We start from the raw sequence: 19,157 nt of genomic DNA, 5'->3' as shown, positions 1-19,157 counted from the left end.
CTGCCCGGACCTGTCGGGGGCGGACGAGGTGTTCCTCACCCAGCGCGCCTGGCAGGTGGAACTCTCCTACGGGGCGCTGTTGGACGAGCACCGTCACCGGATCGCCCCCGACGTGGTGTGGAACATCGAGGAGGGCCGCAAGCTCGCCGGGCCCGACCTGGGGCGTGCCCAGGCGCTGCACGGCGCGCTCTACCACCGGGTGCGCGAGTTCTTCGAGACGTACGACCTGCTGTTGCTGCCGGTCAGCCAGGTCGCGCCGTTCGACATCGACCTGCCGTACCCGACGGTCGTGGACGGCATCCCGATGGAGACCTATCTCGACTGGATGCGCTCGGCGTATCTGATCTCCGTCACCGGCTGCCCCGCCCTCTCCGTCCCGGGCGGGTTCACCTCGCAGGGCCTGCCGGTCGGGCTCCAGGTGGTCGGACCGCACCGCCAGGACTGGACGGTCCTGCAGGCCGGTTACGCCTTCGAACAGGCGACGCGCTTCGGCGAGCGCCGGCCGCCGGTGGTGCCACGAGGCTGATCGGTCGGCTCAGTGTGTGTGATCGGCCGGTGTCTCGTCCGGCTCCGCCGGGTCCGTCGCCTTTCCGGCCCGGACCGTGAACGCCGCGGTGTGGACCTCGCCCCCGTGCTTGAAGTCGAGGAAGAGACGGTAGGTGCCGCTGCTGGGCGCGGTGGCCGTGAAGGAGACATCGGGGCCGGGGGCGGTCGTGCCGTCTCCGGGCTCGCCGCTCGGGTGGACGTGGAGGTAGGCGAGGTCGCCGGAGCGCAGGGCGACCAGGTGGCCGTACGCACCGAGGTAGGGCTGGAGGTCGGTGACGGGGTCGCCGTCGCGGGAGACCTTCAGGGTGAGTTCGCCGGCGGCGCCCGGTCGCAGGCTGCCCTCCAGCTCGACCTCGTAGCCGTCGGTCGTGGCGGTGTCGCTCGGCGCCGGGAGCCGCTGGGGCTCGTACGGGCCGGAAGCGGCCAGGTCGGCGCCGAGGACGAGGTTCTCGGCGTTCTCGCCCGCCGGGGTGAAGTCGGCGAAGACTCGGTAGTCGCCCGCCCGGGGCAGGTCGACGGGGGTGCTCCAGGTGCCGTCGGCGGCCCGGGTGGGGTGCAGATGGCGGTAGGTGACGAGGTCGCGTGAGGCGAGGATGAGGTGGAGTTCCTTGTCGTGCTCGCGCTCGTACGCGGTGACGGCTCGGCCGTTCGGGTCCCGGATGACAAAGCGCAGGTCGGAGCGCTGCTCGGCGGTGACGCTCGGGGTCCTGAGGTCGAGGGTGTAGCCGTTCTCGGAGATCTGCAGCCCGCCGGCCGACGGTATCTCCTGCCGCCCCGCGTCGCCGCCGGCCCCGTCGGGTTCCGGTGACGCCTTGCTGTGGCTGTCGTGGCGCGCGGGTGCGCTCTCCGTCGTCTCCGCGACGACAGGGTCGATGCCCTTGCCCACGCCATAGGCCGTGCCGAACGTGGCGGCCAGCGCGGCGGCGAAGGCGGTGATCTTCAGTCCGGTGTTCATGGCCGGTCTCCTTCGGGGTACTGGATACAGCTCACCATACCCCAGGGGGGTATGTAGTCAACCTCTCTCGGCCGCTTGCGACACATACAGGTGGGGGGTATACGGAGACGCGCCGGCGACTCGGCCCTCGTACGCCGTGATCTGCGCGCCGCGGCCGACGCCATCCGCCTCGCCCGCCGGGCCCTGGGCACCATCCGCTCCAACCTGTTCCGGGTGCTCGTCCGCCACGTCGCCGCAACCGAGGAATTGACGGGCGCAGGCCGAGAGCGATTCGACATGGCCTTGCTGCCTCTCGACGAAAATCGTGTCGAATGCCGGGCTCGATTTCCCCGCCCCGGACACTCCTGCGCGAACGATGAGCACTCGCCTATTGGCGTCTGATTACCGGACCGTCATCAATCGATTTCATCGCCCGCACCGCGGAAAATCCGCCAAGGGCGGCGACAAGGAAATCGATCGAGGAAAACAGCCGCTCCCGGGACACGTCCCGGCGATCGTGCCCGGGAGCCGACGGGTTCCGCCTAGCGGCCCTGGTGCTTGCGCAGGTGGGCGAGCAGCAGGTTCGGGTCCTTCATGGTGAAGTACGCCGCGCTGGACACGTAGACGGTGTCGTGGCGTACGGCCACGGAGGTCGGGTTGGACAGCCCTTCGTGCTGTGTGAGAACGACCCGGTGGGTACCGTCCGGGCGCACCAGGACGACCTGGTTGCTGATGAGCAGAGCGGCGAGGACGGTGTCCCCGCGCCCGGTGAAGCCGAAGTCGTCGATTCCGCCGAGCTCCGTCGCCCTGGTCTCGATCGGGCCCGCCGAGCCGTCCCGCCGTACGGGGATGCGCAGCAGCGTCCCCCGGTCCGAGTTCGACACCCATACGGCGCCGTGGTGGATCTTGATGCCGTTCGCGCCGATGCCGGAGCCGCCTTCCGAGGTGGGAAAGGGGTCGAGTGCGGCTCCCGTGGCCCACGCGGTGGCCCTGCCGCCCTTCTGCGGCACGCGCCAGACCGTCCCCCGTACCGAGTCGGTGACGTAGAGCACGCCACGGTGTTCGTCGAGGGCGATGCCGTTGGGCAGCCCGTTCTCCGGCAGCTTCGCGATCTGGTGGGCTCTGGAGCTGTCGGGGGCGACGCGCCAGACACCGGTCTTGCCGGTCCCGGTGGCATAGGTGACGTAGAGCGTCCCGTCGTCCGCGCGGGCGATCCCCAGGACGATGTCGTCGCCGGCGACGGGCGTGTCCGGGTTCGCCTCGGCGGGCAGGGTCGCGCGGATCCGAGTGTCCCCGCGCTCGGTGACGTGAGCGATCTGACGGGCCAACGCGAAGGTCAGGTCGGCGGAACCGTCGGGTTCGAGTGCGATGTTCTCCGGTGTCCGCCCCTGGGCGAAGTCGAAGTGGGCGACGACCCGCGGACGGGAGACGATCGGCTCGCCGCCCGGCACGGGAGCCGCGCCGAGCGCGGTGAGGGCGGCGGTGGCCACGGCGACACCGGGCAGGCAGGGGAATCGGGGCATGGACCTCTCCTGGGACGGCATGGGACGCCGCCATGCGGCGCTACACGAACATGACGGCGTGACCGCCGCCGGCGACGGCAGTCACGGCCGGGAGTTCGCCCGCACAGCCCAGGGCGTGCGACCGATCGAGTTCCGTGAGCCGACGGAGCCGCATGGACGGGTCCCGCCCGGCCGGACGAGCACGACGGCCGCCATACCGGTGCCGGTGCCATGCGATACCGGGTGCCCGTTGCCGCTGCCCAGTGCCGGGGCCGGTTGCCGGTGCCTGGTGCCGGGGCCGGTTGCCGGTGCCTGGTGCCGGGGCCAGTGCCTGGTGCCCGTTGCGGGGGCCAGTCCCGGTGCCGGGACCGGTGCGTGCCCCTTGTCGGTGGCGATGCCGGGCCGCTGCCATGCCGGTGCCCGGTGTCGTTGCCGGTGCCCGGTGTCGGGGTCAGTACCGGTGCCGGTGCCGAGGATCAGAGGATCAGTCGTCGGTCCCCGGCAGGGACGCCAGGCGAGCCTCGCACCAGGCCCTGGCCTCGTCGGCGACCTTCTCCAGTGCGCCGGGCTCCTCGAACAGGTGGGTGGCGTCCGGTACCACGTGCAGCGAGTGCGGAACCTTCAGCAGCCCGGCCGCCTCCTGGTTCAGCCGCAGGACCTCCGGGTCCCGGCCGCCGACGATGAGCAGGACCGGTGCCCGTACGCGGTCCAGGGCGTCCCCCGCCAGATCGGGCCGGCCACCCCGCGACACCACCGTCAGGACCCGGTCCGGCCGCTCCGCGGCGGCCACCAGGGCCGCTGCCGCTCCCGTACTGGCGCCGAACAGGGCCACGGGCAGCCCCTTGGTGTCGTGCTGTCCTTCCAGCCAGTCGATCACGACCGCCAGACGGCTCCCCAGGAGTGGGATGTCGAAGCGGTACTCGGCCGTCCACTCGTCGTCGAGTTCCTCCCGCTCGGTGAGCAGGTCCATCAGCACGGTGCCGAGCCCGGCGGCGCGCAGCCGCGCGGCGACCATCCGGTTGCGGGGGCTGTGCCGTGAGCTGCCACTGCCGTGGGCGAACAGGACCACCGCCCGGGCCGATCCCGGCACCTCCACATCGCCCGCGAGCGCCTCGCCGTCGACGGGGACCATGACCGTCTGGGAGATCATCGCCGTCGCCTTCCTCCTCCGGCCGTACGGTCCTGTCCCTCGTACGGGTGTCGATCGTTCGTCGTGTGGCCCTGCCGCTTACGGGTACCCGAATCGCGAAGCATCCCTCCTGAGGAGATGACTCGGATGTTGCTCATCGGACTGCTCCTCCTGGCGGTCACCGGCGCCTTCACGGGACTGGCCATCGCGGACAACCTGTCCGGCGGCCCCGAGTACAGCGTGTCGGTACTCGGCAACGACATCGCCACCATGAACTCACTGGCCGTCTTCAGCTCGGGCCTCGCTCTGGCGCTTCTCTTCTGCCTCGGCGTGGCCCTCGCCATGAACGGCGCGACGCACCGCCACCACCACCGCAGGCCCCCGGCATAGCCGCCATCGGAGGAACCGGACGAGGGAGATGCGCATGGTCGGTGACACGGACGACGACATCCGGTTGCGGCGCGAGGGCGGCAACGGCCACCGGGCGGTGCCGCACACGGCCGACGTGCGCGTCGAGGCGTGGGGAACGAGCCGGGAGGGTTGTCTGGTGGAGGCGGTGCTGGGGACGGTGGAGTGCTTCGCGGACGTCTCCGCGGTGCGGCCCACGTCGATGGAGCGCGTCCGGCTGGCGGAGAGCAGCGACGACGACCTGCTGACCGCGCTGCTGGACGAGGTGGTCTTCCGTCTCGAGGTGCACGGCAGAGTGACCGTCGACGTGGAGGCGGAGCCCGCCGATGACGGCCTCGATGTGCGGCTGGCGTTGGCGGAGCTGGCGGACGTGGAGATCACCGGAGCCGTGCCGAAGGGCGTCTCGTGGCACGGACTGCACATCGGGCCGGACCCGTACGGCTGGTCGTGCGCGGTGACCGTCGACGTGTGAGGCGTACGGCGGGCTCGGGCGTGTGAGGTGTACGGCGAGCTCGGGACGGACCGATACGACCGGCGGGCGGAGGCAGACGACGTTCCTCGGGGCGCCCGGACCACCGGCCGCGCACGGATACGCACGTGTGGCCCGGCGAGCCCTCAGCCCTTCACCACGCCCAGCGGAACCAGCCGGGCGACCACGCGGCACAGACCTGCGGCCTCGCTGGCGGCCACCACCTCGGCGACGTCCTTGTACGCCTCCGGGGCCTCCTCCGCGAGGGCGCGCAGCGAGCGCGGGCGCACCGCGATGCCCTCCGTCTCCAACCGGGCCCGCAGTTCCTTCCCGCTGACCGCACGCGCCGCCCGGTGCCGGCTCAGGACCCTGCCCGCGCCGTGGCAGGTGGAGAAGAACGCGTCACCGCCGGGAACACCGGCGAGGACGTACGAGGCGGTGCCCATGGTTCCGGGGATCAGCACCGGCTGGCCCACCTCTCGCAGATCCCGCGGGAGGTCGGGGTGCCCGGGCGGGAAGGCGCGGGTGGCGCCCTTGCGGTGCACGCACAGTCGGCGCCGTGCTCCGGCCACCGTATGGGTCTCGATCTTGGCGAGATTGTGGGAGACGTCGTACACCAGCGTCAGCCGGGCTCCCGTGGCGCGGCGGAAGACCCGGCGGGCCGCGTCCGACAGCAGTTGGCGGTTGGCCCGGCCGTAGTTGGCGGCGGCGGCCATCGCCCCGAGATAGGCGCGTCCTTCGGGCGACTCGACGGGGGTGCAGGCCAGCTGCCGGTCGGGCACGGTGATGCCGTAGCGGGACATGGCGCGGTCCATCGCCCGGACGTGGTCGGTGCAGATCTGGTGGCCGAGGCCCCGCGAACCACAGTGGATCATCACGCACAGCTGGTCGGCGGCGATACCGAAGGCGGTGGCGGTCTTCTCGTCGTACACCTCGTCGACCCGCTGGACCTCCAGGAAGTGGTTGGCGGACCCCAGGCTGCCCACCTGGCCCAGGCCCCGCTCGCGCGCCCGCCGGCTCACCTCGTCCACATCGGCGTCGGCGACCGCCCCGCCGTCCTCGCACCGCCTCAGGTCGCGCTCCTCGCCGTATCCCTCCTCCACGGCGTACCGGGAACCGCCCCGGAGGATCCGCTCCAGCTGTCCGGGACCGGTCGGCTGCCATACTCCGCCGGGTCCCGCGCCGCGTGGGATCGACCGGTCCAGGCCGTCCATGATCGTCGGCAGTGCCGGTTCGAGCTCCCGCCGGTCGGAGTCCGCGGCCAGCAGTCGCACCCCGCAGGAGATGTCGAAGCCGACCCCGCCGGGCGAGACGACACCGCCGTCGTCCACGTCGGTCGCGGCCACCCCGCCGATCGGGAAGCCGTAGCCCCAGTGGATGTCCGGCATGGCGTAGGAGGCGCCGACGATGCCCTGCAGCGTGGCCACGTTGGCGACCTGCTCAAGGGAGTGCTCGGCGTCCCTGAGCAGGGACCGCGACGCGAACACCACCCCGGGCACCCGCATGCGCCCGCGTGGTTCCATACGGAAGCGGTGGGGACGTTCCTCGACCAGTTCCACGGCGGCCTCGATGAGTTCCACGGCAGCCTCCCGTCTCCGGCGTCCGACATCCGCAGTACCCGCGCAGGGTGTTCCGTACCGCTCCGGCTCTCCCGAATCCTCGCTCGTCGCCTCAAGAGTGCTCGGGAGTGCGGAACGTCTCCCGGGGTGCGAAGCGGCTCCTACTGTGGAGGTATGGCCGACGGCGTGGTGACGCTGTTCGTCTGCGGTGATGTGATGCTCGGGCGCGGTGTCGATCAGATCCTGGCGCGGCCCGGTGACCCGGCGCTGCGGGAGGACTACGTCCGGGACGCCCGGTCGTATGTACGTCTGGCGGAGTCGGCCAATGGTCCCGTTCCGGCCCCGGTGGAACCGTCGTGGCCGTGGGGCGAGGCACTGCGGTCCCTGGATGCGGCCTCCCCGGACGTCCGGATCGTGAATCTGGAGACGGCCGTGACAGGCGACGGCGAGTTCGCGCCGGACAAGGCGGTGCACTACCGCATGCACCCGGCGAACCTGCCCGCCCTGACCGTGGCCCGGCCCGACGTCTGCGTCCTGGCCAACAACCACGTGCTGGACTTCGGCCGCGCCGGTCTGACGGAGACGCTGGACTCGCTGACCCGCGCGGGGCTGCGGGCGGCGGGCGCGGGGCGCGACGCCGACGAGGCATGGGCTCCTGTGGCGGTCCCCGTCCCGGTCGGCGGTCGCGTTCTCGTCCTCGCCTTCGGGATGCCGTCCAGCGGCATCCCGGCCGACTGGGCGGCGGGCGCCGACCGGCCCGGCGTCGCCTACGTTCCCGACCTGTCGCCCCGCGCGGCTGCGGCGGTGGTCCGGCGCGTACGGCAGGTGAAGCGGGCGGGCGACGTCGTGGTCGTCTCGGTGCACTGGGGCGACAACTGGGGCTATCACGTCCCCCGGGAGCAGACCCGCTTCGCGCACGCCCTGGTGGACGGTGGTGTGGACGTCGTCCACGGACACTCCTCGCACCACCCGCGCCCCGTCGAGCTGTACCGGGACCGGCTGGTCCTCCACGGCTGCGGCGACTTCGTCGACGACTACGAGGGCATCCCCGGCTACGAGAAGTACCGTGACGACCTCCGGATCGCCTACCTCGTCACCGTGGCGGCGGACACGGGCCGGCTGACCGGTCTGCGCATGGTGCCCCTGCGGGCCCGGCGCATGCGCCTGGAGCGCGCGCCGGACGAGGACCGCGCCTGGCTGCGCGCCACCCTCGACCGCATCAGCGACGGCGTGCACATCGCTCTGGAGCCCGACGGAACACTGTTGGCGAGCCCGCGCTCGACCGGAGGCGGCACATGACCCGCCGACCGCGGCTCACCCTGCTCGGCGTCGGCGCGATGAACTCGCCGCGATTCGCCCCGGCGGGTCTGTTGCCGCGCTACGGCCGGCAGCGCGCGGCGTTCGACGGCGGCCCCGGCGCCGATCCGCCGCTCGGCCCGCTCGCGGGCCGGCCGGTCACCGACGAGCGGTCGGAGCTGAGGTCCGCGCCGCGCCGGGCCGCGGTCCTTCGGGGCGTCTCGATCCGGGCCGGCGATCTGGGCCTCGGCGATGTACGGGTGCGCTGCCGCCCGGTGGTCCACACGTCCCACCCCACGTACGGCTACCGCATCGAGGCGGGCGGTCTGGTCGTGGTGTGGGCGCCGGAGTTCCGGGAGTTCCCGGCCTGGTCCGCACGGGCCGATCCGATGTTCGCCGAAGCCGCGGCGTGGGGGCGGCCGATACGGTTCCGGGGCGGTGCGGGCGGCCACGCGAGCGTGCAGACCGTCGCCGAACAGGCCGTACGGCATGGCGTACGCCGGTTGGTCCACGCCCATATCGGGCGCCCCGCCCTCCGCGCGATCGACGCGGGTCCGAGACCTCCGGTGGGCGAGTGGGGTCTCGAGGGTCGCACCTACTCGCTGGGGTCGGCGGGGCCGGAGGTGGGCCGGACGGCCGGGTGACCGACGCCCCTCCGCGCCACGGCCGGCTGCCGCGCGTCTCCGCTTCACATACCGCTCGCCCGGGCGTCGCGCAGTGCTTCGAGCACCTCGGCGTCCGTCAGTTGGCCGAAGTCCGCGTACCACTCGCCCACGGCCGTGAACGGCCTGGGCCGGTAGAGGCAGACCACGTCGTCGGCCTCCTCGCGCGTCAGGGCGACCGCTTCCTGTGAGCCGACCGGTACGGCCAGGACCACGCGCTCGGGTGCCCCGCGCCGTACGGAACGCAACGCGGCACGCGCCGTCACACCCGTCGCCAGTCCGTCGTCGACGACGATCACGGTCCGGCCCCGCAGCTCCGGGGCCGGTCGGCCCTGCCGGTAGCGCTCCTCCCGGCGGCGCAGTTCCTTCCGTTCCCGCTCCACCGTCCCGGCGAGTTCGGCCTCGCTCAGTCCCAGCCGGTCCAGGCTGTCCATGTCGAAGAGGGGTTCATCGTCACCCGCGATCGCGCCGATGCCGAACTCCTCATGGAACGGCGCGCCGATCTTGCGCACGACGAGCACGTCCAGCGGGGCCTGAAGCCCTCGCGCGACCTCGCGGCCGACCGGGATTCCGCCGCGGGGCAGGGCGAGGACCACGGGATGCGGAAGAGCCCCCTTCTCCTGCAGGATGCGGAGCCGTTCCGCCAGCTCCTGTCCCGCCTGGGTGCGGTCACGGAACTGCATGTGTCTCTTCTTCCTCACGGCGCCGGCGGGCGATGGCGCGGCATGCCTCTCTCGGCTCCGCGAGTACCCGGCGGAACACCGCCCACACCACCCACACCGCTCACGTCGCCGTCCTCCCCACGCATCACACGGTTCGCGGGGCTCTCGCAGAGGCCCACGGCCCCGGAGCCGCACGGCCCACCCGCTTTCTTGCCCCCCGTCGCGGCCGCCCCCTACCCTTCCTTTGTGCCGCCATTAAACAAATCTGCCCTGCGCGGCGTCGTGCCAGACACCTCCCTCACCCGGCTCCGCACAGCCATCACCGCCTTCTTCGCCCTCGACGGTTTCGTGTTCGCGGGGTGGGTCGTCAGGATCCCCGCCGTCAAGGAGCAGACCGGCGCGTCGCCGGGGGCGCTGGGGCTGGCGCTGCTGGGGGTGTCCGCCGGGGCCGTGGTCACGATGATGCTGACCGGTCGGCTGTGTCGCCGTTTCGGCAGCCATCCGGTGACGGTCGTGTGCGCCGTCCTGCTGTCGCTCAGCGTGGCCCTGCCTCCGCTGACCCACTCGGCGTTCGCGCTGGGGGCGGTCCTGCTGGTGTTCGGTGCTGCTTTCGGCGGGATCAACGTCGCCTTCAACAGCGCCGCCGTGGACCTGGTGGCCGCGTTGCGGCGGCCCATCATGCCCAGTTTCCATGCCGCGTTCAGTCTCGGCGGCATGGTCGGGGCCGGGCTCGGCGGACTGGTCGCGGGCTCTCTGTCGCCCACGCGCCATCTGCTCGGCATCACCGTGATCGGCCTGCTGGTCACCGCCGTCGCGGGCCGCGCCCTGCTGCGCCACGAGCCCCCTGCACCACCGGACCGCGTCGAGACCGACAAGGGCGCGCGGCGCCGCGTCGACGGCCGTACTCGCGGTCTGGTGGTCACCTTCGGTCTGATCGCCCTGTGCACGGCGTACGGGGAGGGCGCGCTCGCCGACTGGGGCGCCCTGCATCTGGAGGAGGACCTGGACGCCTCGCCGGGCGTCGCGGCGATCGGCTACTCCTGCTTCGCGCTCGCCATGACGATCGGCCGGCTGACCGGGACGACCCTGCTCGAACGGCTGGGCAGGACCAGCGTGCTGGTGGCCGGCGGCGCGACCGCCACGGCCGGCATGCTGCTCGGTTCCCTCGCCCCCTCCGTGTGGGCGACCCTGCTCGGCTTCGCGGTCACCGGCCTCGGCCTCGCCAACATCTTCCCCGTCGCCATCGAACGCGCCGGCGCGCTGGCCGGACCCGGCGGCGTCGCCACCGCCTCCACCCTCGGCTACCTCGGCATGCTCCTCGGCCCGCCCGCGATCGGTTTCCTGGCCGAATGGCTCTCCCTGCCCGCCGCGCTCACCAGCGTCGCGGTGCTCGCCGGATTCGCCTCAGCCATCGCGTTCGCCACTCGCCGCGCCGCGAAATGACCACTCACCGTTGTCCTGCCCAAGCTCCCGGTGCAGGACGACAGCGCTCCGACAAGATGAGGCAACCATTCAGTCGTTCGATTCGTATAACTCCCTGGAGGCCCAGCGATCCGGCCCGACAGAATGCGGCCGGAGCCTCACCATCCGTTTTCCGGATGGTCTCGAACAAGGAGAAACGATGCGACTGTTCGTGCTCAACTACGCTCGCGCGACTGAGCAGTTGGAGTTCAGCGCTCCGTATACCTACGACTCCAGATTGCAGTTGAACGTGCTCGCCGACGGGCGCATCGCCGCCCATGACCAGGCTTTGATGCGGGAATTGGGGGCGACGACCTCGACGGCGGGCTCGAAGACCCACTTCGACGACTGAACGCGGACCGGCGACGATGACGGTGTTGATCCTGACGAGTGAACAGGATGTGACGGCGGACCTGGTGGTGGCCCAACTCAATACGACCGGCGTACCGGTGGTCCGGCTCGATCCCGCCGACCTGCCCGGCGGGGTCTCGCTGTCCGGCGAGTACGTTCAGGGCGCCTTCCACGGGCAGCTGTCCGCCGGGGGGCGCCTGGTCGGCATGGACGGGCTGCGGTCCATCTGGCTGCGCCGGCCGGGCGTCCCGGCCACCCGAGTCGCCGAGCCGTCCCCCTGGCTCACCGAGGAGTCCTCACAGGCCCTGTACGGCATGCTGCGCAGCACGGGCGCCCGCTGGATGAACGACCCCGACGCGGCCCGGCGGGCCCGGCACAAGCCCTGGCAGCTCCGGCACGCCCAGCGGTGCGGACTGTCTGTACCGGCCACCCTGATCACCACGTTCCCGCAGGCCGCCCGCGACTTCGCCGAACGCTTCCCCGACCTGGTGGTGAAGCCGGTTTCCGGCACCCACCCGCTGGCCGGTACGCACCCGCAGGAGCTGCCCAGCACGATCCCGACCAGCCGTATCGCTCCCGGCACGGACTTCGCCGCCGTCGCCTTCGGGCCGACGCTGCTGCAGCGCCGGATCGACAAGACCGCCGACATCCGCCTCACCGTCGTCGGCGACCGCATGCTGGCCGCCCGCAAGGCGGTCCCCCCGGACGCGCACCCCGACGAGGTGGACGTCCGCTACGCCGCCTCCGGCTCGCCCTGGGTCCCGGTCGACGTCCCCGCGCGTATCGCCCCGGCCGTACGCGCCTATCTCCGGGACGCCGAACTCGCCTACGGCGCCTTCGACTTCGTCGAGGACGCCGACGGCATCTGGTGGTTCCTGGAGTGCAACCAGTCCGGCCAGTTCGGGTTCGTGGAGATGGACACGGGTCAGCCGATCGCCCGCAGCGTCGCCGAGTGGCTGATCCATGAGGAGCCGGAAACGGAGAAACAGCACAATAACCGTACGAGGACGGCGCCCTGACGGACAATCAGGGGCCTGTTTTCCGAAGTTGATCGGCCCGCTTCGAGCCCACTCCATCCGGCAGACTCGCCTCATGGAGATCACCGAGCACATCCGGACGTTGGACGACGAGGGCCGACTGCTCTCCGAGGCGGCCCGGGAGGCCGGCATCGATGCCGAGGTGCCGACCTGCCCGGGTTGGCGGGTGCGGGATCTGCTGCGGCACACGGGAACCGTGCACCGATGGGCCGCGGCGTTCGTCGCCGACGGGCACACCTCGCCCCGCGCCCCGCTGAACGAGCCCGATCTGGACGGCGCCCCGCTCGTGGCCTGGTTCGAGGAGGGCCACCGACGGCTCGTCGACACCCTGCGCGGCGCCCCCGCCGACCTCGACTGCTGGAGCTTCCTCCCCGCGCCCTCCCCGCTGGCCTTCTGGGCACGTCGGCAGGCCCACGAGACGACCGTGCACCGCGTCGACGCCGAGTCCGCACGCGGCGGCACCCCCGCCGAACCCGCCGTGGAGTTCGCGGTCGACGGCCTCGACGAACTCCTGCTCGCCTTCCACGTCCGCGCCAAGAGCCGGGTACGCACCGAGAAACCGCAGGTCCTGCGCGTACGGGCCACGGACGCGGACGCCGTCTGGACCGTACGGCTGTCGTCGGAACCGCCCGTGACCGAACGGACCCACCGCCTGGAAGCAGCCGACTCCACGGACGCGGACTGCGAGATCACCGGCCCGGCGTCCCGCCTCTACCTCTCCCTCTGGAACCGCCTGCCGTTCCCGACCGTCACCGGCGACACCTCACTCGCCGACCTGTGGCGGGAGAACTCGGCCATAGTCATGCGCTAGCCGGGCGCGGCCGTATCGGCACCGCTCTCTTCCCGCGGCCCGGGCTGCGGAAGCGTCCGCCTCAACCCATCCAGCCCGGCCGTACCAGCCCCGACTCATAGGCCAGTACGACGAGTTGGGCCCGGTCGCGGGCGCCCAGTTTGACCATCGTGCGGCTGACGTGGGTCTTGGCGGTGAGGGGGCTGACGACGAGACGGCGGGCGATCTCCTCGTTCGTCAGGCCGATGCCGACGAGTGCCATCACCTCCCGCTCCCGCTCGGTGAGGTCGGCGAGGGAGGCGACGGCCGCGGGCTCCTTGGAGCGGGCCGCGAACTCGGAGATCAGCCGGCGTGTGACGCCGGGCGACAGCAGCGCGTCGCCCGCGACAACCGCCCTGACGGCGCGCACGAGTTCCTCGGGCTCCGTGTCCTTGACCAGGAAGCCCGAGGCGCCGGCGCGGATCGCCTCGAAGACGTACTCGTCGAGTTCGAAAGTGGTCAGCATGACGACCTTGACGTGGTCGAGGCCGGTGTCGTCGGTGATGCGCCGGGTCGCCGCGAGGCCGTCCAGGACGGGCATGCGGATGTCCATCAGGACCACGTCGGGGCGCAGCTCGCGCACCTCGCGCAACGCCTCCTCGCCGTCCGCGGCCTCCCCGGCCACCTCGATGTCCGGCTGGGCGTCGAGCAGCGCCTTGAAGCCTGCCCTCACCAAAGACTGGTCGTCGGCGAGCAGTACGCGGATCACCGGTCCTCCTTGACCTCGCGGGGCGCCCGTACCGGCAGTACGGCGAGCACCCGGAACCTCCCGTCGGCGCGCGGGCCCGCCTCGATCGTGCCACCCAGCGCGGCGGCCCGCTCCCGCATTCCGATGAGCCCGCTGCCGCTGCCGCCCGCGTCGGCGCCGGTCGCGGGCCCGTCGTCGTCGATCCGCAGCCGCAGCTCACCACCGCCGTGTCCGAGGTGCACGCGCGCGTGCCGCGATGCCGAGTGCCGTACGACGTTGGTGAGGGCCTCCTGGACGATGCGGAAGGCGGCGAGATCGGTGCCCGGTGACAGCGCGGGCGCCTCGCCCTCCACCTCGACGGTCAGCCCGGCGCCCGCCGCCTGCTCGACGAGCTCGGGCAGCCGGGCGAGTCCCGGCGCCGGCGCGCGCGGGGCGTCACCGGGCGTCCGGAGCGTGTCGAGCACCTGGCGGACCTCGCCCAGGGCCTCCTTGCTGGCCGCCTTGATGGTGGTCAGCGCGGTGCGGGCCTGTTCCGGGTCGGAGTCGAGGAGCGCCAGGCCGACGCCCGCCTGGATGTTGATCACCGAGATGCTGTGGGCGAGTACGTCGTGCAGTTCGCGGGCGATCCGCAGCCGCTCCTCGTCGGCGCGGCGCCGGGCGGCCTGCGCGCGCTCGGCACGTTCGCGGGCCCACTGCTCGCGGCGTACCCGGACCAGCTCGGAGACCGCGAGGATCGCCACGATCCAGGCGGCGACGGGCACCTCCTGCCCCCAGTCGACCGCATCGTCACCGGACGGCGGCAGCCACCGGTACAGCCAGTGCGCCACCAGCACATGTCCCGCCCAGAGCATGCCGACCGCCGCCCAGGCGGCCTTGCGGTGCCCGGAGACGATCGCGCTGAAGCAGCCCAGGGCGACCGTGAAGAACACCGGGCCGTACGGATACCCGGCCCCCAGATAGACCATGGCGGCGGCGGCCGTCCCGAAGGCGACGAACACCGGGTACCGCTGCCGCCACAGCAGCAGGCCCGAGCCGAGGAGCAAAAGCCCGCGCGCGAACACGCCGAGAGAGGCGCGCTCACCCTCCTGCAACTGCGCGGCGGCGTTCGAGCCGACCAGCACGAAGACGGTGAGCAGCAGCGTGGAGCGCCACGGCCACCGGAGTCCCGCGTCCTCGTCCGGCCGCATCCACCAGGGGGGACCGCCCCGCCACCACGGAGGCCCGCCCGACCAGCCGGGATGCCCGCCCGGCCCCCGTCGCCACGGCGGTCCTCCCCGTGCCGGGGTCGGCGTGCCCGCGCCCTGCTCTCCCATGACGGCCACGCTAGACGCCGGGCACCGCCCGGTGCGTCACCCGAGCGTGGTGATCACACGTACTCCCCGCGAAGTACGCCCTCCCCGTGCGCTCGGGCCGCCTCTTCCGCGATCCCGAACCGCTGGCGCGGCCGACGCGGCGGACACGGCGCCCACCAGTTCGCGCGACCCGCGAGCCGCATCGTCACCGGGAGCACACCGCGCTCGTGGTGTACGAGGAGCTGCGGCAGCGGCCGACGGAGGCCCTGGGCGCGCGGTCCCGGGCCCGCGCCGCGCTCACCGCACGCACGGATCCTCCGTCAGGACCCGGCCTCGCCGGCGCCCTGCGTCCCGGTGGGCTGAGGGAGCACCAGACCGACCTGGTGGGCGAGTTGGGCGCCCGCGTACCGGAAGAAGGTCCCGCGGTCCTCGACCACCCGGTTGAACTGTCCGAACACCTCGAAGTTGACCAGTCCGAACAGCTGCGCCCACACCCCGACCAGCACCACGACCACCTCAGGCGGCAGATCCGGGGCCAGTTCCTCGGCCATCCGCCGCGCCTCCGGCCGGAGTTCGGCGGGCACCTTCCACTGGGCCACACCCTTGTCCCGGTACGCGTCACGCACGATCCCGATCAGCAACTGCCCGACCCGGGACGCGGCCGGCACCGTCGTCGGCGGGGCGGTGTACCCGGGCACCGGCGAACCGTAGATCAACGCGTACTCGTGCGGCCGGGCCAACGCCCACTCCCGCACCCCTTCGCACACCGCGATCCACCGCCCCGCCGGGCTCTCACGGTTCGCCTTCGCATGTGCCGCCTCGGCGGCCTCCCCGAGGGAGTCGTAGGCGTCGATGATCAACGCGGTCAGCAGCTCGTCACGGCTGGGGAAGTAGCGGTACAGCGCCGAGGAGACCATGCCGAGCTCACGGGCGACGGCTCGCAACGACAGCTTGGCGGCCCCTTCGGCGGCGAGCTGCTTGCGCGCCTCGTCCTTGATGGCGGCGGTCACTTCGATACGGGCGCGGGCACGGGCTCCTTGCGTGGTGCTCATGGGCAGCAGTGTGCCACAGCGTCGGAGCAGTGCACACAAACCGGAGCGGCGCTCTCTAATGAGAGCTGGGCTCCCCGAGCAGAGCACCGTCCACAAATGAGAGCACTGCTCTTGCTTCGGAGCGCCAGCCTCGTGCACACTGCTCTAAAGCGAGAGCACTGCTCTCCATTCGGAACACTGATCCGGGAGGAACCCCATGTCATCGACCCACTACATCAAGGCCAACGCCTTCGACCGGGCCATGAACAACTTCGTCGGCTGGCTCGCGCGCCGCGGTCTCAGCCTGCTCGGCACGGCCGAACTCTCCGTACGCGGCCGCAAGAGCGGCGAGTGGCGTCGGCTGCCGGTCAACCCGCTGCCGTACGAGGGCGGCCCCTACCTCGTCTCGGCACGTGGCAACTCCGAGTGGGTCCGGAACATGCGGGCGGCAGGCGGCGGACGGCTTCAAGTGGGCCGGCGGGTGCAGGAGTTCACCGCGGTCGAGCTGTCGGACGAGGAGAAGCCGGTGGTCCTGCGGACCTACCTCAAGAAGTGGGGCTGGGAGGTGGGCCGCTTCTTCGGGGACGTCAACGCCGACTCCACCGACGAGGAGCTGCTCGCCGCCGCGCCCAAGCACCCCGTCTTCCGGATCACCGTCAAGCAGTGACCGGCCGGGGTGCCCGAGGCTCCCTACCGAAGTGCGGCCACGACCTGCCGAGCCGCACCCGCGACCCGCGATCGGTACCGTCGCCCGCGCGAGCGGCACCCGCGTCCGCTGTCATCTGTCGAAGGCGGTCAGCGCACGCTGGGCGATCGGGTGGGTGCGGACGATCTCGCCCAGAGACGTGGAGCCGCGTGTGATGTCCACGAAGGCCCGCCAGGCGGGCCGGAAGCCGGTGAGCGCCGCGTGGAAGAGTCCGGGACGGCGCTCGAACGCGGTCAGGAGCCGCTTGCCGACGCTCATCTCGACGCCGAGCCCGGCCTTGACGGCGAACGCGTAGTTCAGGGCCTGCCGGCGGGTGTCCACCGCGTCGTGCGCCTCGGCGATCCGTACCGCCCACTCCCCCGCGAGCCGTCCCGAGCGCAGCGCGAAGGAGATGCCCTCCCGCGTCCACGGTTCGAGCAGCCCGGCCGCGTCCCCGCACACCAGCACACGCCCCCGCGAGAGGGGCGAGTCGTCGGCGCGGCAGCGCGTCAAGTGCCCGGAGGAGACGCTCGGTTCGAAGCCGGCGAGGCCGAGCCGTCCGATGAAGTCCTCCAAGTACCGCTTGGTGGCGGCGCCTTCACCGCGCGCGGAGATAACCCCCACCGTCAGCGTGTCGCCCTTGGGGAAGACCCAGCCGTAACTGCCGGGCATGGGGCCCCAGTCGATGAGGACACGCCCCTTCCAGTCCTCGGCGACGGTCTCCGGCACCGGGATCTCCGCCTCCAGACCGAGGTCGACCTGTTCCAGCTTCACCCCGACGTGCGCTCCTATGCGGCTGGCGCTGCCGTCCGCGCCGACGACGGCCCGCGCGAGCAGCGTCTCGCCGTTCTGCAGGACGACGGCGACCGTGCGCCGGTCCGGGACGGCGGAGCCGTGCTGCTCGACCCGGGTGACCGTGGCGCCGGTACGCAGTTCGGCGCCCGCCTTCTGCGCGTGCTCGACGAGCTGCTGGTCGAACTCGGGCCGGTTGATCAGCCCGAACAGCATCTGCTTGGACTTGCGCGTACGGGAGTAGCGGCCGTCGAGGGAGAAGGTGACCGCGTGCACGCGGTCCTTGAAGGGCAGTTCGAAGCCGGGCGGCAGCGCGTCGCGCGAGGGGCCGATGATGCCGCCGCCGCAGGTCTTGTACCGGGGCAGCTCGGCCTTCTCCAGCAGAAGGACGCTGCGTCCCGCGACCGCCGCCGCGTAGGCGGCCGAAGCCCCCGCAGGGCCCGCGCCCACCACGACGACGTCCCACACCCGCTGCACGTCGTCCGCCGAAGAGTTCTCGCTGCTCACGATGGTCTACTGCTCCCGATCCAGCCGCCTGCCGCACCTGACTCACGCATCCTACGGCGGGTGTCGCCGAGGACCGTTGTGGGAGGATCGACAGCGCGTGCGCCCTACACCGATACACGGGGTACGCGCGTACGCACCCACTACCCAGCAGGACAACGTCGCACCCACGAGGAGCGTGCCCATGTCGTCGAACCCGGTCGCCGAGACCGTCGCCTCGCTGATGCCCAGGGCGAAGGAGGAGCTCACCGAGCTGGTGGCCTTCAAGTCGGTGGCGGACTTCGACCAGTTCCCGAGGAGCGAGAGCGAGGGCGCCGCGCGCTGGGTCGCCGACGCGCTGCGCGCCGAGGGCTTCCAGGACGTGGCGCTGCTCGACACCCCCGACGGCACCCAGTCCGTGTACGGCTACCTGCCGGGGCCCGAGGGCGCCAAGACCGTGCTTCTCTACGCGCACTACGATGTGCAGCCGCCGCTGGACGAGGCCGCCTGGCTGTCGCCGCCGTTCGAGCTGACCGAGCGCGACAGCCGCTGGTACGGGCGCGGCGCGGCGGACTGCAAGGGCGGCGTGATCATGCATCTGCTGGCGCTGCGCGCGCTCAAGGCCAACGGCGGCGTCCCCGTCCACATCAAGGTGATCGCCGAGGGCTCCGAGGAGATGGGCACCGGCGGCCTCCAGCAATACGCCGAACAGCACCCGGACCTGCTCGCCGCCGACACCGTCGTCATCGGTGACGCGGGCAACTTCCGCGCCGGTCTGCCGACGGTCACCTCCTCCCTGCGCGGCATGATCGCCATGCGGGTGAGGATCGACGCCCTCGAAGGCAACCTGCACTCGGGGCAGTTCGGCGGCGCCGCTCCGGACGCGCTGGCCGCGCTGATCCGCGTACTGGACTCGCTGCGCGCCGAGGACGGCTCCACGACGGTCGACGGTCTCGCGAACGACGGGACGTGGGACGGACTGCCGTACGACGAGGAGCGGTTCCGCGAGGACGCCAAGGTGCTCGACGGCGTGGAACTGGTCGGCTCCGACACGGTCGCCGACCGCATCTGGGCCCGGCCCTCCGCCACCGTGCTCGGCATCGACGTCCCGCCGGTGGTGGGCGCGACCCCGTCGATCCAGTCGAGCGCCCGCGCCCTGATCGGCCTGCGCGTCCCGCCGGGCGTCGACGTCGCGGAGGGCATCAAGCTGCTCGAAGCCCACCTGGTGGCGCACACCCCGTGGGGCGCCCGGGTGAGCTGCGAGCTCATCGGCCACGGCCAGCCCTTCCGCGCCGACACCTCCAGCCCGGCCTACGAGGCGATGGCCGCCGCCATGGCCGC

At 72.1% G+C, this 19,157-nt stretch carries 20 protein-coding genes; 11 read left to right on the top strand and 9 right to left on the bottom strand.

The features are described from left to right. The coding region (locus tag STRIP9103_RS15620) for an amidase family protein (RefSeq protein ID WP_048820348.1) at positions 1–526 on the top strand (526 nt) is incomplete at its 5' end. Positions 527–535: 9 nt separating this feature from the next. Here STRIP9103_RS15620 and STRIP9103_RS15615 read toward each other — a convergent pair. The 3 genes from STRIP9103_RS15615 to STRIP9103_RS15600 form a co-directional block, all read right to left on the bottom strand. Continuing rightward, positions 536–1,501, bottom strand: a complete 966-nt coding sequence (locus STRIP9103_RS15615) for a hypothetical protein (protein ID WP_009312086.1) — start codon at positions 1,499–1,501, stop codon at positions 536–538. A gap of 521 nt (positions 1,502–2,022) precedes the next feature. Continuing rightward, positions 2,023–3,003 carry an SMP-30/gluconolactonase/LRE family protein gene (locus tag STRIP9103_RS15605; protein ID WP_009312087.1) on the bottom strand — a complete coding sequence of 327 codons (981 nt, stop codon included), beginning with the start codon at positions 3,001–3,003 and terminating at the stop codon, positions 2,023–2,025. A 463-nt stretch (positions 3,004–3,466) separates the two neighbouring features. Continuing rightward, positions 3,467–4,132 carry a dienelactone hydrolase family protein gene (locus tag STRIP9103_RS15600; protein WP_009312091.1) on the bottom strand — a complete coding sequence of 222 codons (666 nt, stop codon included), beginning with the start codon at positions 4,130–4,132 and terminating at the stop codon, positions 3,467–3,469. A gap of 126 nt (positions 4,133–4,258) precedes the next feature. Here STRIP9103_RS15600 and STRIP9103_RS15595 point away from each other — a divergent pair, with 126 nt between their 5' ends. Together STRIP9103_RS15595 and STRIP9103_RS15590 are read left to right on the top strand one after the other, a co-directional pair. Beyond that, entirely contained in the window at positions 4,259–4,501 is a 243-nt protein-coding gene (locus tag STRIP9103_RS15595) for a hypothetical protein (protein ID WP_009312077.1), read from the top strand. A gap of 34 nt (positions 4,502–4,535) precedes the next feature. Next, positions 4,536–4,991, top strand: a complete 456-nt coding sequence (locus STRIP9103_RS15590; RefSeq protein ID WP_009312079.1) for an archease — start codon at positions 4,536–4,538, stop codon at positions 4,989–4,991. Between the two features lie 143 nt (positions 4,992–5,134). Here the strand turns inward: STRIP9103_RS15590 and STRIP9103_RS15585 are convergent, their stop codons facing one another. Next, complete coding sequence (locus STRIP9103_RS15585; RefSeq protein ID WP_009312088.1) at positions 5,135–6,568, bottom strand: RtcB family protein; 1,434 nt, start codon at positions 6,566–6,568, stop codon at positions 5,135–5,137. Positions 6,569–6,721: 153 nt separating this feature from the next. Here STRIP9103_RS15585 and STRIP9103_RS15580 point away from each other — a divergent pair, with 153 nt between their 5' ends. After that, positions 6,722–7,846: a CapA family protein gene (locus STRIP9103_RS15580; RefSeq protein WP_009312097.1), complete on the top strand. Its 1,125-nt coding sequence runs from the start codon at positions 6,722–6,724 to the stop codon at positions 7,844–7,846. Next, entirely contained in the window at positions 7,843–8,487 is a 645-nt protein-coding gene (locus STRIP9103_RS15575; RefSeq protein WP_009312085.1) for an MBL fold metallo-hydrolase, read from the top strand. The genes STRIP9103_RS15580 and STRIP9103_RS15575 overlap by 4 nt, the downstream gene beginning before the upstream one ends. Positions 8,488–8,531: 44 nt before the next feature. Here STRIP9103_RS15575 and STRIP9103_RS15570 read toward each other — a convergent pair whose 3' ends face one another. Beyond that, the gene (locus STRIP9103_RS15570; RefSeq protein ID WP_009312081.1) at positions 8,532–9,188 is read right to left on the bottom strand and encodes a phosphoribosyltransferase; all 657 of its coding nucleotides are present in this window, start codon (positions 9,186–9,188) and stop codon (positions 8,532–8,534) included. 261 nt (positions 9,189–9,449) lie between these two features. On the opposite strand from STRIP9103_RS15570, the gene STRIP9103_RS15565 reads away from it, so the two are divergent. The 4 genes from STRIP9103_RS15565 (at position 9,450) to STRIP9103_RS15550 (ending at position 12,827) form a co-directional block, all read left to right on the top strand. Continuing rightward, positions 9,450–10,610, top strand: a complete 1,161-nt coding sequence (locus STRIP9103_RS15565; protein WP_009312075.1) for an MFS transporter — start codon at positions 9,450–9,452, stop codon at positions 10,608–10,610. 178 nt (positions 10,611–10,788) lie between these two features. Beyond that, positions 10,789–10,980, top strand: coding sequence for a putative ATP-grasp-modified RiPP (gene tgmA, locus STRIP9103_RS15560; RefSeq protein WP_048820345.1), 192 nt, complete (start codon positions 10,789–10,791; stop codon positions 10,978–10,980). Between the two features lie 16 nt (positions 10,981–10,996). Next, complete coding sequence (gene tgmB / locus STRIP9103_RS15555) at positions 10,997–11,998, top strand: ATP-grasp ribosomal peptide maturase (protein ID WP_009312092.1); 1,002 nt, start codon at positions 10,997–10,999, stop codon at positions 11,996–11,998. A 73-nt stretch (positions 11,999–12,071) separates the two neighbouring features. Then, the gene (locus tag STRIP9103_RS15550) at positions 12,072–12,827 is read left to right on the top strand and encodes a maleylpyruvate isomerase family mycothiol-dependent enzyme (RefSeq protein ID WP_009312084.1); all 756 of its coding nucleotides are present in this window, start codon (positions 12,072–12,074) and stop codon (positions 12,825–12,827) included. A 61-nt stretch (positions 12,828–12,888) separates the two neighbouring features. Here STRIP9103_RS15550 and STRIP9103_RS15545 read toward each other — a convergent pair whose 3' ends face one another. The 3 genes from STRIP9103_RS15545 to STRIP9103_RS15535 all read right to left on the bottom strand — a co-directional run bounded on the left by STRIP9103_RS15545 (position 12,889) and on the right by STRIP9103_RS15535 (position 15,877). Continuing rightward, positions 12,889–13,554: a response regulator gene (locus STRIP9103_RS15545; RefSeq protein ID WP_009312093.1), complete on the bottom strand. Its 666-nt coding sequence runs from the start codon at positions 13,552–13,554 to the stop codon at positions 12,889–12,891. After that, on the bottom strand, positions 13,551–14,720 hold the full coding sequence (locus STRIP9103_RS15540) for a sensor histidine kinase (RefSeq protein WP_009312074.1): 1,170 nt from the start codon (positions 14,718–14,720) through the stop codon (positions 13,551–13,553). The genes STRIP9103_RS15545 and STRIP9103_RS15540 overlap by 4 nt, the downstream gene beginning before the upstream one ends. Before the next feature lie 425 nt (positions 14,721–15,145). Then, positions 15,146–15,877 (bottom strand): TetR/AcrR family transcriptional regulator, encoded by a 732-nt coding sequence (locus tag STRIP9103_RS15535; protein ID WP_009312076.1) that lies wholly within the window; start codon positions 15,875–15,877, stop codon positions 15,146–15,148. A gap of 196 nt (positions 15,878–16,073) precedes the next feature. Between STRIP9103_RS15535 and STRIP9103_RS15530 the strand changes: the two genes are divergently transcribed. After that, on the top strand, positions 16,074–16,523 hold the full coding sequence (locus tag STRIP9103_RS15530; protein ID WP_009312095.1) for a nitroreductase family deazaflavin-dependent oxidoreductase: 450 nt from the start codon (positions 16,074–16,076) through the stop codon (positions 16,521–16,523). A gap of 111 nt (positions 16,524–16,634) precedes the next feature. Here the strand turns inward: STRIP9103_RS15530 and STRIP9103_RS15525 are convergent, their stop codons facing one another. Then, positions 16,635–17,840, bottom strand: coding sequence for a geranylgeranyl reductase family protein (locus STRIP9103_RS15525; RefSeq protein WP_009312083.1), 1,206 nt, complete (start codon positions 17,838–17,840; stop codon positions 16,635–16,637). Between the two features lie 181 nt (positions 17,841–18,021). Between STRIP9103_RS15525 and STRIP9103_RS15520 the strand changes: the two genes are divergently transcribed. After that, a partial coding sequence (locus STRIP9103_RS15520) for a dipeptidase (protein ID WP_009312089.1) occupies positions 18,022–19,157 on the top strand: 1,136 nt, incomplete at its 3' end.

The organism is Streptomyces ipomoeae 91-03 (genome assembly GCF_000317595.1).
In the GTDB taxonomy this organism is placed as follows: Bacteria; Actinomycetota; Actinomycetes; order Streptomycetales; family Streptomycetaceae; genus Streptomyces; species Streptomyces ipomoeae.
The sequence above is the reverse complement of the archived record's forward strand: the minus strand, read 5'-3'. Positions and strand labels throughout refer to the sequence as shown.

Coding starts and splice junctions, on each gene's coding strand:
- STRIP9103_RS15600 (WP_009312091.1), bottom strand. CDS start 4,132: ATGATCTCCCAGACGGTCATGGTCCCCGTCGACGGCGAGGCGCTCGCG.
- tgmA (WP_048820345.1), top strand. CDS start 10,789: ATGCGACTGTTCGTGCTCAACTACGCTCGCGCGACTGAGCAGTTGGAG.
- STRIP9103_RS15590 (WP_009312079.1), top strand. CDS start 4,536: ATGGTCGGTGACACGGACGACGACATCCGGTTGCGGCGCGAGGGCGGC.
- STRIP9103_RS15535 (WP_009312076.1), bottom strand. CDS start 15,877: ATGAGCACCACGCAAGGAGCCCGTGCCCGCGCCCGTATCGAAGTGACC.
- STRIP9103_RS15575 (WP_009312085.1), top strand. CDS start 7,843: ATGACCCGCCGACCGCGGCTCACCCTGCTCGGCGTCGGCGCGATGAAC.
- STRIP9103_RS15605 (WP_009312087.1), bottom strand. CDS start 3,003: ATGCCCCGATTCCCCTGCCTGCCCGGTGTCGCCGTGGCCACCGCCGCC.
- tgmB (WP_009312092.1), top strand. CDS start 10,997: ATGACGGTGTTGATCCTGACGAGTGAACAGGATGTGACGGCGGACCTG.
- STRIP9103_RS15540 (WP_009312074.1), bottom strand. CDS start 14,720: ATGCGGCCGGACGAGGACGCGGGACTCCGGTGGCCGTGGCGCTCCACG.
- STRIP9103_RS15530 (WP_009312095.1), top strand. CDS start 16,074: ATGTCATCGACCCACTACATCAAGGCCAACGCCTTCGACCGGGCCATG.
- STRIP9103_RS15615 (WP_009312086.1), bottom strand. CDS start 1,501: ATGAACACCGGACTGAAGATCACCGCCTTCGCCGCCGCGCTGGCCGCC.
- STRIP9103_RS15580 (WP_009312097.1), top strand. CDS start 6,722: ATGGCCGACGGCGTGGTGACGCTGTTCGTCTGCGGTGATGTGATGCTC.
- STRIP9103_RS15550 (WP_009312084.1), top strand. CDS start 12,072: ATGGAGATCACCGAGCACATCCGGACGTTGGACGACGAGGGCCGACTG.
- STRIP9103_RS15570 (WP_009312081.1), bottom strand. CDS start 9,188: ATGCAGTTCCGTGACCGCACCCAGGCGGGACAGGAGCTGGCGGAACGG.
- STRIP9103_RS15595 (WP_009312077.1), top strand. CDS start 4,259: ATGTTGCTCATCGGACTGCTCCTCCTGGCGGTCACCGGCGCCTTCACG.